Source organism: Nocardioides sp. Z43_10 (assembly GCF_059766615.1).
In genome coordinates, this window is sequence record NZ_JCBAJY010000003.1 from 216,051 (window position 1) to 227,413 (window position 11,363).

General features: G+C 72.7%; 16 protein-coding genes and 1 tRNA gene. 3 read left to right on the forward strand and 14 right to left on the reverse strand.

Annotated elements, in window-relative coordinates; all coding sequences use genetic code 11:
• Window positions 1-2 precede the first annotated feature (2 nt).
• From AC6EI4_RS07240 to eno, 11 genes are all read right to left on the reverse strand, one after another.
• Window positions 3-75, reverse strand: a tRNA-Leu gene (locus AC6EI4_RS07240).
• A gap of 32 nt (window positions 76-107) precedes the next feature.
• Window positions 108-662: a peptide deformylase gene (locus AC6EI4_RS07245; protein ID WP_498421281.1), complete on the reverse strand. Its 555-nt coding sequence runs from the start codon at window positions 660-662 to the stop codon at window positions 108-110.
• On the reverse strand, window positions 659-1,177 hold the full coding sequence (locus tag AC6EI4_RS07250) for a glycine cleavage system transcriptional repressor (protein WP_498451048.1): 519 nt from the start codon (window positions 1,175-1,177) through the stop codon (window positions 659-661). The genes AC6EI4_RS07245 and AC6EI4_RS07250 overlap by 4 nt, the downstream gene beginning before the upstream one ends.
• Entirely contained in the window at window positions 1,174-2,052 is an 879-nt protein-coding gene (locus AC6EI4_RS07255; RefSeq protein ID WP_498421275.1) for a uracil-DNA glycosylase, read from the reverse strand. The genes AC6EI4_RS07250 and AC6EI4_RS07255 overlap by 4 nt, the downstream gene beginning before the upstream one ends.
• 71 nt (window positions 2,053-2,123) lie before the next feature.
• A complete protein-coding gene (locus AC6EI4_RS07260; protein WP_498451049.1) occupies window positions 2,124-2,444 on the reverse strand; it encodes a hypothetical protein in 321 nt (106 codons plus the stop codon).
• A 53-nt stretch (window positions 2,445-2,497) separates the two neighbouring features.
• Window positions 2,498-2,797, reverse strand: coding sequence for a DUF3618 domain-containing protein (locus tag AC6EI4_RS07265; RefSeq protein ID WP_498421270.1), 300 nt, complete (start codon window positions 2,795-2,797; stop codon window positions 2,498-2,500).
• Window positions 2,794-3,189: a phage holin family protein gene (locus tag AC6EI4_RS07270; protein ID WP_498421269.1), complete on the reverse strand. Its 396-nt coding sequence runs from the start codon at window positions 3,187-3,189 to the stop codon at window positions 2,794-2,796. Before AC6EI4_RS07270 ends, AC6EI4_RS07265 begins: the two co-directional genes overlap by 4 nt.
• A 74-nt stretch (window positions 3,190-3,263) precedes the next feature.
• Window positions 3,264-4,163, reverse strand: a complete 900-nt coding sequence (locus AC6EI4_RS07275; protein ID WP_498451050.1) for a Ppx/GppA phosphatase family protein — start codon at window positions 4,161-4,163, stop codon at window positions 3,264-3,266.
• Window positions 4,160-4,723 carry a DUF501 domain-containing protein gene (locus tag AC6EI4_RS07280; protein WP_498451051.1) on the reverse strand — a complete coding sequence of 188 codons (564 nt, stop codon included), beginning with the start codon at window positions 4,721-4,723 and terminating at the stop codon, window positions 4,160-4,162. The genes AC6EI4_RS07275 and AC6EI4_RS07280 overlap by 4 nt, the downstream gene beginning before the upstream one ends.
• Entirely contained in the window at window positions 4,720-5,316 is a 597-nt protein-coding gene (locus AC6EI4_RS07285) for an FtsB family cell division protein (RefSeq protein WP_498421265.1), read from the reverse strand. The genes AC6EI4_RS07280 and AC6EI4_RS07285 overlap by 4 nt, the downstream gene beginning before the upstream one ends.
• A gap of 13 nt (window positions 5,317-5,329) precedes the next feature.
• Window positions 5,330-6,607, reverse strand: coding sequence for a phosphopyruvate hydratase (gene eno / locus AC6EI4_RS07290; protein ID WP_498451052.1), 1,278 nt, complete (start codon window positions 6,605-6,607; stop codon window positions 5,330-5,332).
• 275 nt (window positions 6,608-6,882) lie between these two features.
• On the opposite strand from eno, the gene AC6EI4_RS07295 reads away from it, so the two are divergent.
• Genes AC6EI4_RS07295 through AC6EI4_RS07305 form a run of 3 tightly spaced genes read left to right on the forward strand, consistent with a single transcriptional unit; the run spans window position 6,883 to window position 9,553 of the window.
• On the forward strand, window positions 6,883-7,827 hold the full coding sequence (locus AC6EI4_RS07295) for a MetQ/NlpA family ABC transporter substrate-binding protein (protein ID WP_498451053.1): 945 nt from the start codon (window positions 6,883-6,885) through the stop codon (window positions 7,825-7,827).
• 5 nt (window positions 7,828-7,832) lie between these two features.
• Window positions 7,833-8,894: a methionine ABC transporter ATP-binding protein gene (locus AC6EI4_RS07300; protein WP_498451054.1), complete on the forward strand. Its 1,062-nt coding sequence runs from the start codon at window positions 7,833-7,835 to the stop codon at window positions 8,892-8,894.
• On the forward strand, window positions 8,894-9,553 hold the full coding sequence (locus AC6EI4_RS07305) for a methionine ABC transporter permease (protein ID WP_498451055.1): 660 nt from the start codon (window positions 8,894-8,896) through the stop codon (window positions 9,551-9,553). The genes AC6EI4_RS07300 and AC6EI4_RS07305 overlap by 1 nt, the downstream gene beginning before the upstream one ends.
• A gap of 12 nt (window positions 9,554-9,565) precedes the next feature.
• Here the strand turns inward: AC6EI4_RS07305 and AC6EI4_RS07310 are convergent, their stop codons facing one another.
• The 3 genes from AC6EI4_RS07310 to AC6EI4_RS07320 are packed head-to-tail and all read right to left on the reverse strand — an operon-like array spanning window position 9,566 to window position 11,352.
• The gene (locus tag AC6EI4_RS07310) at window positions 9,566-10,039 is read right to left on the reverse strand and encodes an ASCH domain-containing protein (RefSeq protein ID WP_498421257.1); all 474 of its coding nucleotides are present in this window, start codon (window positions 10,037-10,039) and stop codon (window positions 9,566-9,568) included.
• 9 nt (window positions 10,040-10,048) lie between these two features.
• A complete protein-coding gene (locus AC6EI4_RS07315; RefSeq protein WP_498421256.1) occupies window positions 10,049-10,669 on the reverse strand; it encodes a nucleoside triphosphate pyrophosphohydrolase in 621 nt (206 codons plus the stop codon).
• A gap of 5 nt (window positions 10,670-10,674) precedes the next feature.
• Complete coding sequence (locus AC6EI4_RS07320; protein WP_498421254.1) at window positions 10,675-11,352, reverse strand: hypothetical protein; 678 nt, start codon at window positions 11,350-11,352, stop codon at window positions 10,675-10,677.
• Window positions 11,353-11,363 lie beyond the last annotated feature (11 nt).

Here is an 11,363-nt window from a genome sequence, read left to right on the forward strand (position 1 = left end):
CGTGCCCCCGGTGGGACTCGAACCCACACTGAGTCGCTTTTAAGGCGATTTCCTCTGCCATTGGGATACGGGGGCGCATCGGTGCGGGGCTCATCGGTCGGGTCCGGCTACTGGTAGGTCTTGCGCGCGTAGATCGCGTGGGCGCCCGCCGCCCGGTCCAGGAAGAGCAGCCCCTCGCAGTGGTCGATCTCGTGCTGCAGGGCGCGGGCCTCGAACGCGTTGGCGCTGAACTCCACGCTCTCCCCGGTGCCCGGCAGCTGGCCACGCACCACCAGCCGCGTCGCACGCTTGACGTCGCCGGTGAAGTCGGGCACGGACATGCAGCCCTCGCGTGCCTTCTCGTTGCGCGAGGACTCCACGACGACCGCATTGCACAGGACGAACGTAGCGTGGTGGTCGCGGGTCTTGGGGTGCGCGGAGACGTCGACGCAGAAGACCTTCGCCGACACGCCGACCTGGGGGGCGGCCAGCCCCACGCAGCCGGGGCTGACCCGCATCGTGGCGATCAGGTCCGCGGCGAGCTGGACCGTCTCGGGGGCGGTCGGGTCGACCTCGGCGCCGACCGTGGAGAGCACCTTGGCCGGGGCGCGCACGACGTCGAGGATCCTGCCCTCGACGCCCAGCTCGTCCTCGGTCCAGGCAGCAAGGCGTGCGTCGATCACAGCTCGTCGGCCTCCACCGCACGCAGCGACACGTCCACCCCGAGGGCGTCCGCGGCGTCGCGCAGGGCCGCCTCCACGGCGGCGACGTCGGCGCCCGAGGGCAGGTCGACCTCGGCGATCAGCAGGTAGAGCTCACCGGCCAGCCGGGTGGTGAGGTCGGTGATGTTGCCGCCGACCCGGGCCACCTCGCCGATGATCGAGGAGACGATGCCGGGCCGGTCGCCGCCGTGCACGGTCAGCACCCACGACGTACCGCCCACCGTGGCGAGGTCCTCGCGCGGCACCTCGCGCACGGTCACGGTCAGCGTGCCGTCGGCGGCCAGCGGGGACAGCGCCTCCTCGATGGCCGCGTCGCTCGCGTCGCCGTCGCAGATCAGCATCATCGCGAAATGGCCCCGCAGCAGCGTCATCGTGGTGTCCTCGAGGTTGAGGCCCAGACCGGCGATGACGCCGGTGGTCTCGGCGATGATGCCGGGTCGGTCGTGGCCGAGGACGGTGATGGCGTGGAGGGTCACGCCCGTATTGTGGCAGCCCGGCCGAGCACGTCGTCCAGCATGGTCTCGGTGAGCCGCCCGGTGAACGTGTTCTGCTGGCTGGGGTGGTAGCTGCCGATGAGCACCACGTCGGGCAGCCGCGCGCTGTCCGCGGAGCTGAGCACGACCTCGGCACCGTGCCCGAAGCGTGGCCGGGGCCGTGGCACGTGGTAGCCCAGGGCCCGGTACGCCGCCAGGGCCGCGTCCCAACCGAAACCGCCCAGCGCCACCACGGCGCGCACGCTCGGGGCGACCAGGGCCAGCTCGGCGTGCAGCCAGGGGGCGCAGGTGTCGCGCTCGGTCGGGGTCGGCTTGTTCGCCGGCGGGGCGCAGCGCACCGCGGCCAGCATCCGGGCGTCGATCAGCTCCAGACCGTCGCCGGCGTGCTCGCTGGTGGGCTGGTTGGCCAGGCCGACCCGGAACAGGCTCGCGAACAGCCAGTCCCCGGACCGGTCGCCGGTGAAGATCCGCCCCGTCCGGTTGCCCCCGTTCGCCGCCGGTGCCAGCCCCACGATCAGCACCCGCGGCGTCGCCGACCCCCACCCGCTGATCGGCCGGCCCCAGTAGGGCTCGCCGCGGAACGACGCCCGCTTGTCGCGCGCCACATCCTCGCGCCAGCGGACCAGGCGGGGGCAGGCGCGGCATACCGAGATGCGGGCGTCGAGCTGCGCCGTTTGGTCCCCAACGGGTGAGATTTCGGCCGCCGGAGGTCCGTCTGTGACCAATCGGCGTACGTCGTCGGCGTCGCGGGCGACCGGCGTGTCGGGCTGGGCGGGGTCGCCGGGCCAGCCGGTGCCGGGCGGGACCGGGGACGCGAAGAGGTCCCCGGTGAGGGGATGGGGCAGGAGCTCGCTCACTCCCCCATCCTCACCGAGGACCTCCTACGACGAGGCCGGGCGGGTGGGTTGGGCACCGACCCGCGCCCGGATCAGTAGACCGCAGGCGGAGGCGTGATGCCCGGCGTCACGTCGGACTCAGAGCCATTGCTGGGCGAGTCGCTGTCGTCCTTGCGGACCTTGTCCGCGGCCGCGGAGGCGGCCGTCGTCACCTTGCTCTTCACCGCGTCGGCGACGACCGGGGCCTGGGCAGCGACGGTGTCCTGGGCCGACTTGGCCGCCTGCTGCACCTTGGGGTTGCGCGCCACCTTGCGGGTCGTGGCGGCGATCTGCTCGTAGCGCTGGCGGCCCGCGCGGGCACCAAGCACGTAGCCGACGCCGGCGGCGGCGAGCAGGGGGAGCTTCTTGATCATGGAACTTCCTCTCGGTGGGGGGTGATCCTTGGGATTGGCGGGGAGCCGGTCACTCAGTCGTGGGAGCCGCGGCGACGCTTGAGCACGACCAGCCCCACGAGCAGTACGACGCCGCCCGCGACGCCGCCGGCCACGGCCGGCTTCGGCTTGCCGTCCGCGTCGGTGGCACGGCGTCGCAGCTCGGCGAGCTTGGTCTGGACGCGCGTCTTGAAGTCCAGCTGGCGCTGGAGGGCGTCCACGGTGTCGGCCAGCTGCTCACGCTGCCGGGCGATGTCGGCCTCGATCGCCTCCGGGCTCCCCGGCTCGGCCGGCTCGGCGCCCTCGTCGTGCTCACCTGCATGCCTGCCGCTCATGCGTGTCCCCCCTTCAGGGCGTCGACGTCGGCCTTGACGCTCTCGATGGCGGTCTCCGGCGCGGCCGGGGTCGCCTGCGCGACCTCCTTCTTGCCCAGCAGCGCCATCACGGCCGCCACCACGAGCAGGACGCCGGCCACGATCAGGGCGGCCGCCCAGGCGGGCAGCACCAGGTCCAGGGCGAGGATCGCGGTGGTGATCAGCGTCGCCAGGCCGAAGAACGCCAGGAGACCGGCGGCGCTGAACATGCCGATGCCGATGCCGGCCTTCTTGCCCTTCTGGGCCATCTCCGCCTGGGCCAGGCGCAGCTCGCTGCGGATGAGCTGGGGGATCTGCTCGGAGAGCCGATGGACCAGCGCACCGATCGGTTCGTCCGACTGTTGGTGGCTCATGGGGCGTCGGTACCCCTGGCACCGGGGGGCAAACCAGGCGTCGGTTTCCCCGGTCGACCGGGGAAACCGACGCGTCAGCTGATCGACCAGCCGATCCCGTCCAGGATGTCGGCCTCCGAGGCGATCAGCTCATCGACCCGGGCCCGGCGCAGGATCCGGTCCAGGATCAGCGCGCCGGCGCCGATCACGTCGGCGCGCCCGGGGTGCATGTAGGGCAGCGCCCGACGCTCGTCCACGCTCATCGCGAGCAGCCGCTCGGTCAGCGCGTGCACGGCGTCGCGGGAGAGCACGGACTGGTCCACGACCGCGGAGTCGAACGCCGGCAGGTCCAGGACGCCGGCGGCGAGGGTGAGCACGGTCCCGGCGACGCCCACCACGCTGGCGGCCGACGACACGGCGACCGGGCAGGCGTCCAGCGCGGCGTCGATGTCGGCGACGCAGGCGGCCAGCTCGGCGGCGCTCGGCGGGTCGCCGTGCAGGTGGCGCTCGTGCAGCCGGACCGACCCGATGTCCATCGAGTACGCCGAGGCGGCCGCCTCACCCGAGGCGTCTCCCAGGATCAGCTCGGTGGACCCGCCACCGATGTCGACCACCAGTACCGGCGCGGCGGCCGGGACCCGCAGGTTGCGCACCGCGCCGTCGAAGGCGAGGGCCGCCTCCTCGGCGCCGCCGACGACCTCCGGCTCCACGCCGAGCCGCTCGCGCACGCCCGCGGTGAACACCTCGGCGTTGCTGGCGTCGCGGGTCGCGGAGGTGGCGCAGAACCGGATCCGCCGCACCGGGTGCTGCGCGATCAGCGCGGCGTACTCGTCCAGCGCCGCGAAGGCGCGCTCCAGGGCCGCGTCGTTGAGCCGGCCGGTGCGGTCCACGCCCTCGCCCAGCCGCACCATCCGGGCCTCGCGGACCGCGACGTCGGGCAGGTCCCCGATCAGCAGCTTGATGGTGTTGGTGCCGCAGTCGATGGCAGCGATCACGAGCCGTCCGCCCCCGTTGCCTCGCTCGGCCCGGCGCCTTCGTCCGGGCCGTCCACGCTCACGCAGGGCCCGGACTCCCACCACGCGCCGAGCAGGTCGAGCACCTCGTCGCCGAGCGGGTTCACCCCGCGGCCCTGGGCCAGCGACTGCCCGGCCAGCACGTGCAGGCACTTCACCCGATCGGGCATCCCACCCGCGGAGATGCCGTGGATCTCGGGCACCTCGCCGATCGCGTAACGGGCCTCGAGGTAGCGCTCGTGCGCGGCGGCGTAGGCGGCCGCCAGCTCGGGGTCCTCGCCGAGCCGTTCCTGCATCCGCTTCATCACCCCGGTGCCCTCGAGGGTGCCGATGCGCGAGGCCGCCCGCGGGCAGGTCAGGTAGAAGGTGGTCGGGAACGGCGTGCCGTTGGGCAGGCGCGGCTTGGTGGTGACCACGTCGGGGTTGCCGCACGGGCAGCGGTGCCCGATCTCCTGGATGCCGCGGGGCTCACGGCCCAGCTGGGCGGTGATGGCCGCGACGTCCGCGGCTTCGAGCGGGGCCGCGTCACGCGGTTCGGTCACTGGTCGCCCTTCGGGGTCTTCGGGTGGGTGGGGGCGCCGATCTCGTCGGCGGGACGGTCCGCCGCGCTCGGCGGGTGACCGGCCAGCTCCATGGAGCCCCAGGCCGTGGTCCACCACGCCGTCGGCTCGGTGGGCACGACGTCCTGGGGGTCGTGCAGCGTGGCCTGGGCGCCCAGCGGCCGGCCGTCGCGGTCGAGCACCTGGAAGCCGGTCTCCCCCGGCATCAGGTAGCCGAACCGCTCACGCGCCTGCGCCTCGACGTACGCCGGGTCGTCCCAGCGTCGCTTCTCGCGCTCGAGGGACTCGATGTCGGCCTCGCGCTCGGCGATCTGGGTCTTCAGCTCGGCCAGGTGGCTGCGCTGCTCGAGGTAGGCCCGCAGGGACGAGGCGTAGGAGACCGCGAGCACGGCCACCACCAGCACCAGCACCGCCGCCCGGCCGGTGAGCCGGGGACGGCGGCGCGGGGGGCGGGCGGGAGCAGGGGACGCCGCCGACCGGGCGCGCGGGGCTCCCCGCTCGCCCGGCCGACGGCTGCCGCCGGGTCCGCCGCGGCCGTTGCCGCGCGCGGACCGGGCGCTGTCCCGAGTGCTCACGCCAGGTGCCCGGTCAGGCCCGGAAGCGCGGGAAGGCGCTCGCGCCGGCGTAGCGTGCGGCGTCGCCGAGCTCCTCCTCGATGCGCAGCAGCTGGTTGTACTTCGCCACCCGCTCCGAGCGCGCCGGGGCGCCGGTCTTGATCTGGCCGCAGTTGGTCGCCACCGCGAGGTCGGCGATCGTGGTGTCCTCGGTCTCGCCCGAGCGGTGGCTCATCATGCAGCGGTAGCCGTTGCGGTGCGCCAGGTCGACGGAGTCGAGGGTCTCGGTGAGCGAGCCGATCTGGTTGACCTTCACCAGCAGCGCGTTCGCCTGGCCGCCGCTGATGCCGCGCTGCAGCCGCTCCACGTTGGTGACGAAGAGGTCGTCGCCGACGATCTGGATCTTGTCGCCGAGCTGGTCGGTGAGCGCCTTCCAGCCCTCCCAGTCGTCCTCGTCGAGCGGGTCCTCGATGGAGACGATCGGGTACGCCGCGACGAGGTCGGCGTAGTAGGCGCTCATCTCGGCCGACAACTTGGTGCCGCCCTCGAAGGCGTAGGAGCCGTCCTTGAAGAACTCCGAGGCGGCCACGTCCATCGCCAGCGCGATGTCGGTGCCGAGCGTGAGGCCGGCGGCCGAGACGGCCTCGGCGATCAGGTCGAGCGCGGCGCGGTTGGACTCGAGGTTGGGGGCGAAGCCGCCCTCGTCGCCGAGGCCGGTGGCCAGCCCCTTCTTCTTCAGCACCGACTTCAGCGCGTGGTAGACCTCCGCGCCCTGGCGCAGCGCCTCGCGGAACGTCGGCGCCCCGATCGGCGCGATCATGAACTCCTGGATGTCCACGTTGGAGTCGGCGTGCGAGCCGCCGTTGAGGATGTTCATCATCGGGACGGGCAGCAGGTGCGCGTTGGGACCGCCGATGTAGCGGTAGAGCGGCAGGCCGGCGGAGTCGGCGGCGGCCCGGGCCACGGCCATCGAGACACCGAGGATGGCGTTCGCGCCCAGGTTGGCCTTGTTGGGGGTGGCGTCGAGCTCGAGCATCCGCTGGTCGAGCAGGCGCTGGTCGTCGGCCTCCATGTCCAGCACGGCGGGGCCGATCGTGTCGATGACCGCGTTGACGGCGTTCTCCACGCCCTTGCCGAGGTAGCGCTCGCCGCCGTCGCGCAGCTCGACGGCCTCGAAGGCTCCGGTGGAGGCGCCGCTGGGCACCGCGGCTCGGCCGAGGACGCCGTCGTCGAGGAGGACCTCGACCTCGACGGTGGGATTGCCGCGCGAGTCGAGGATCTCTCGGGCGCCGACTGCTGCGATGGAAGCCACGGTGCACTCCTGCTGGTTCGAGAACGGGGGGACGGATGGTGCGGACCGGTAGGTCGTGACCCAGCGTATCGGCGTCGTCACACATTTCCGGGAGCCCCGCCCAGGTGTGAGTTCCGGCACCCGGCGCGGGCCCGTCACGCTCGCGGCGCTGAGATCGTCATCTTGCATAGTGAAACGAACGAGGCCCGGGGAATCCCCCCTGCTGCACTCGGTTGCATCCCCCGATGCCCCGTGGGCGGCCACGAGCCCCCCTCACGAACCGAACAGGAAACACCGTGTCGCAGCTTCCCCCGCCCAGCTCCGAGTCCCCCGCCTCGCCCCTGATCGAGGCCCCCCGGCGCAAGCGGTGGCCGCTGCTGCTCGCCGCGCTGGTGGCGATCACCGTCGTGATCGGCCTGGTGGTCGCCCTCACCGGCGGCGACGAGGACGAGGAGAAGATCCGCATCGGCGTCGTCGACGCCAGCGAGCCGTACTGGGACACCTACGTCGAGGCGGCCGAGGAGGAGGGCATCGCCGTCGAGCTGGTGAACTTCGCGGAGTACACCCAGCCGAACCCCGCGCTCAGCGAGGGCGAGGTCGACCTCAACCAGTTCCAGCACATCGTCTACCTGGCCGACTACAACGTGGCCAACGACGACGACCTCGAGCCGATCGGCGCCACCGCGATCTACCCCCTGGGCCTGTACTCCAAGCAGTACGACAGCGCCGAGGAGATCCCCGACGGCGCGACCGTGGCGGTGCCCGACGACCCGAGCAACCAGGCGCGCGCGCTGCTGGTGCTGCAGTCGGCCGGGCTGATCGAGCTGACCTCCGGCGGCACCATCTTCTCCGACCTCTCCGACGTCGCGGACGGCTCGCGCATCGAGGTCAAGGCCCTCGACGCCGCCCTCACCGCGCCCGCCCTGGACGACGTGGCGGCCGCGATCGTGAACAACGACTTCGTCGAGAAGGCCGGCCTGGACTTCGCCGACGCGATCGCCCAGGACGACCCCGCCGACCCCAACGCGCTGCCCTACGTCAACGTCTTCGCCGCGCGGTCCGGCGACGCCGACGACGCGACGTACCGCAAGCTGGTCGAGATCTACCAGGAGACGACCCCGGTGCAGGACGCGGTGCGCAAGGCCTCCGGCGACACCGCCGTGATGCTCAAGACGCCGGTCGACGACCTGGTCGAGTCGCTGCGCAAGGTCGAGGCCGACACCCGCGACCACAAGGGCTGAGCGCGGTGAGCGAGCCCCTGATCCGGCTGCGCGACGTGAGTCGCGCGTTCCCGGCGCGCTCGAGGCAGGGCTCGCCGGTGCTGGCCCTGGACCACGTGTCCCTCGACGTCGCCGAGGGCGAGATCCTCGGCGTGGTCGGGTACTCCGGGGCCGGCAAGTCGACGCTGCTGCGCCTGATCAACGCCCTGGACCGCCCCACCGAGGGCACCGTCAGCGTCGCCGGGCGCGAGGTCAGCACGATGTCGGAGCGCGACCTGCGCGAGGTGCGCCGCGAGATCGGGATGATCTTCCAGCAGTTCAACCTGTTCTCCTCGCGCACGGTGTGGGGCAACATCGCCTACCCGCTGCAGGTCGCCGGCGTCGCGAAGGAGCAGCACCAGGCGAGGATCTCCGAGCTGCTGCACTTCGTCGGCCTGGCGGACAAGGCGCACGCGCACATCGAGCAGCTCTCCGGCGGGCAGAAGCAGCGCGTCGGGATCGCCCGGGCGCTGGCCACCCAGCCCCGGCTGCTGCTCGCCGACGAGGCCACCAGCGCGCTGGACCCGCAGACGACCTCCGAGGTGCTGGCACTGCTGCGCCGGGTCAACGAGGAGCTCGGGGTGACGATCGTGGTGATCACCCACGAGATGGAGGTGGTCCGCTCGATCGCCCACCGGGTCGCGGTGATGGAGGCCGGACGCATCGTGGAGTCCGGTGACACCTACGACGTGTTCTCCGACCCGCAGCACCCGGCCACCCGCCGCTTCGTCAGCACGCTGGTGGAGAAGGGCCCCGGCACGCGCGCCCTGGAGCGGCTGCGCCAGCGTCACCCCGGGGAGTTCGTCACGCTCTCGTTCCGCGACGAGGACGTCTCCCCCGCCGACGTGTTCACGGCGTTCATCGAGCGCGGCGTCGACTTCGAGCTGATCCACGGGGGCGTCGAGGACGTCCGCGGACGCACCTTCGGCCACCTCACCTTCGCCCTCACCGGTGACCCGGCGGCGGTCGCCGACGCGCTCGCCCACGTGGGCACCCGGGTCGAGGTCACCCGCCCCCAGACCCTGCCGAGCACCGAGGAGGTGCGCTGATGAACCGCCTGATCGAGCTCGACTCGCTCTTCTGGAGCGCCACCGTCGAGACCCTCTACATCGTCGGCATCACGCTGGTCATCGGCGGCGTGGGCGGGCTGGCGCTCGGCCTGCTGCTGTACACGACGCGGCCCGGCGGGATCGCGCCCCAGCGGGTGGTGAACCTCGCGGTCAACGTGCTGGTGAACTTCTTCCGGCCGATCCCGTTCGTCATCTTCATCGCCGCCGCCCAGCCGCTGGCCCGGCTGGTGGTCGGGATCGGGATCGGGAACCGGGCGATCATCTTCGCGCTCTCGCTGGCCGCGGCCTTCGGGATCAGCCGGATCGTCGAGCAGAACCTGGTCTCGGTCGACCCCGGGGTGCTCGAGGCGTCGCGGGCGATGGGCGCGGGCAAGCTGCGCACGACGTTCGCGGTGCTGCTGCCGGAGGCGCTGGGTCCGCTGATCCTGGGCTACACCTTCGCGCTGGTCGCCATCGTCGACATGTCGGCGGTGGCCGGCGTGGTCGGCGGCGGCGGGCTCGGCGCCTTCGCGGTGACCTACGGCTACCGCCAGTTCGAGCCGGTGGTGACCTGGGCCGCGGTGCTGGTGATCGTCGCGCTGGTGCAGACCGCCCAGTTCGCCGGCAACCGGCTGGCGCACCGGGCGATGCGCCGCTGAGCGCGGCCTGGTTCAGGCTGGACGCTGGTCGCCGTGCAGAAGCCGGAGCTCCTCGCACACGACGGGCATGCCGGGATCGAAGCCCCTCGGGCTCTCGGAGTGCTCGCGCCAGAAGCGCTCGTGAACCTGGCGCCAGGAGGAGAGCGATCGGTCTCCCTCGCCTTCCGCGAAGGCGTGTGACGCCGGCACCTCGTCGAAGGCGATCACGTCCACGGCGACCGTCTCCAGAAGCGCGCGAGGGACCCCGCGACCGTCGAGGATGATGTTCAGCAGGCCCACTTCGGGGAGGGGCTCCCCGGTGTGCTCGTAGTCCCACAGCGAGGAAGCCGTCGCCGTCTTCGTGCCTGCCAGCACCAGGGCGAGGAGGCCGTCTGCATGGGCGGGGGTCGCACCGAACGCCCACGCCTCGGGCGTCTGCGCGGGCAGGCCGGGTAGCGCCGAGCGACACTCCTGCCAGAACTCCTCGACCGTGGGGGTGTCGTTCATCCGGCCAGCCTATCCGGGCGGGAGCGCGCGGCGTACGGCGTCGCGCAGGGCCTGCTCGGGGTCGACGCCCTCGGCGCGCGCCTCGGCAACCAGGGCGAGCAGCCGCTCCCCGAGCTCGTCGGCGCGCCCGGGGTCCGCGGAGGGTGCCACGCCCGCCCGCTCGAGGCGCTCGAGCACCTTGTCCGCGAGCAGCAGCGCCGGCAGGCCGGGCGGGATCCCGTCCAGGACCGAGCTGCGCGGCTTCTCGGTCGCCTTGATCGCCTGCCAGACGTCGTTGACCGCCGCCGGGTCGCCGCCGGGCGCCAGCTCGCCGCCCTCGGGGGCGAACACGTGCGGGTTGCGCCGGCGCATCTTGGCGATGACGTCGCGGGCCACGTCGTCGAGAGTGAACGCGCCGCGCTCCTGCGCGATCACCGCGTGGAAGTAGACCTGCAGCAGCAGGTCGCCGAGCTCCTCGCGCAGGTGCTCGTCGTCACCGGTGTCCAGGGCCTCGAGCACCTCGTGGGTCTCCTCGAGGAGGTAGCGGGCCAGCGACCGATGGGTCTGGGCGGCCTTCCAGCTGCACTCGCTGCGCAGCCGGCGCATCACCTCGTGGAACTCGACGAGGGGACTGCGCTCGCCCGGGGTCATGGCGCTCAGCCGCACCGCTGGGACTGCGGCAGCGACGCCGCGTGGCCCTGGTCCTGGCCGCTCAGGTCCGCCAGCGTGGCCAGCGCCGAGCCGCTCACCGGCACCGACACGCTGGAGTCGGTCTGGGTCAGGCCGCCGTCGATGACCGCGAAGCCGAAGCGCGGGTCGACCTGGATGTCGTGGTCGGCGAGCCACTCCTGGAAGATCTGGTCTCCGCGCTGGGCGGCCGCCTGGGGGTTCGCGTCGGTCCCCTCCTCCTGGAGCACCTGGGCGCCGACCTGGCCGAGCACGTCCTGGAGGTAGGCGTTGCCGGCGTTCACCTCGACCCAGGTGTCCATCAGCTCCTCGGGGATGTCCGCGCTCTGCTGGCGGATCTGCGCCTCGGCCTCGTCGTAGGCCGAGGAGGGCCGCACGCCGTACTCGTCGGCGATCTGGTCGACCACCTCGCGCACCAGCGCCTGCTGGGCGACGGTGGCGCGCACCGAGGCCCGCGAGAGCGCCTGGCCCTCGGGCAGCTGGGTCTCCAGCGCCTCGCACGCCTCGGAGGTGCGCTCGTCGAGCGTCCCCATCGAGACCGTGGTGTCGTCCACGCGCACCGCCGAGCCCGGCGACGTGCCGCAGCCGGAGAGCAGGACGGTGGCGGCGACGGCGAGACCGGCGATCGGGCGCAGGCGGATGGTCACGTGGAGGGCTC

Coding starts and splice junctions, on each gene's coding strand:
- AC6EI4_RS07260 (WP_498451049.1), bottom strand. CDS start 2,444: ATGATCAAGAAGCTCCCCCTGCTCGCCGCCGCCGGCGTCGGCTACGTG.
- AC6EI4_RS07265 (WP_498421270.1), bottom strand. CDS start 2,797: ATGAGCGGCAGGCATGCAGGTGAGCACGACGAGGGCGCCGAGCCGGCC.
- AC6EI4_RS07270 (WP_498421269.1), bottom strand. CDS start 3,189: ATGAGCCACCAACAGTCGGACGAACCGATCGGTGCGCTGGTCCATCGG.
- AC6EI4_RS07305 (WP_498451055.1), top strand. CDS start 8,894: ATGAACCGCCTGATCGAGCTCGACTCGCTCTTCTGGAGCGCCACCGTC.
- AC6EI4_RS07310 (WP_498421257.1), bottom strand. CDS start 10,039: ATGAACGACACCCCCACGGTCGAGGAGTTCTGGCAGGAGTGTCGCTCG.
- AC6EI4_RS07315 (WP_498421256.1), bottom strand. CDS start 10,669: ATGACCCCGGGCGAGCGCAGTCCCCTCGTCGAGTTCCACGAGGTGATG.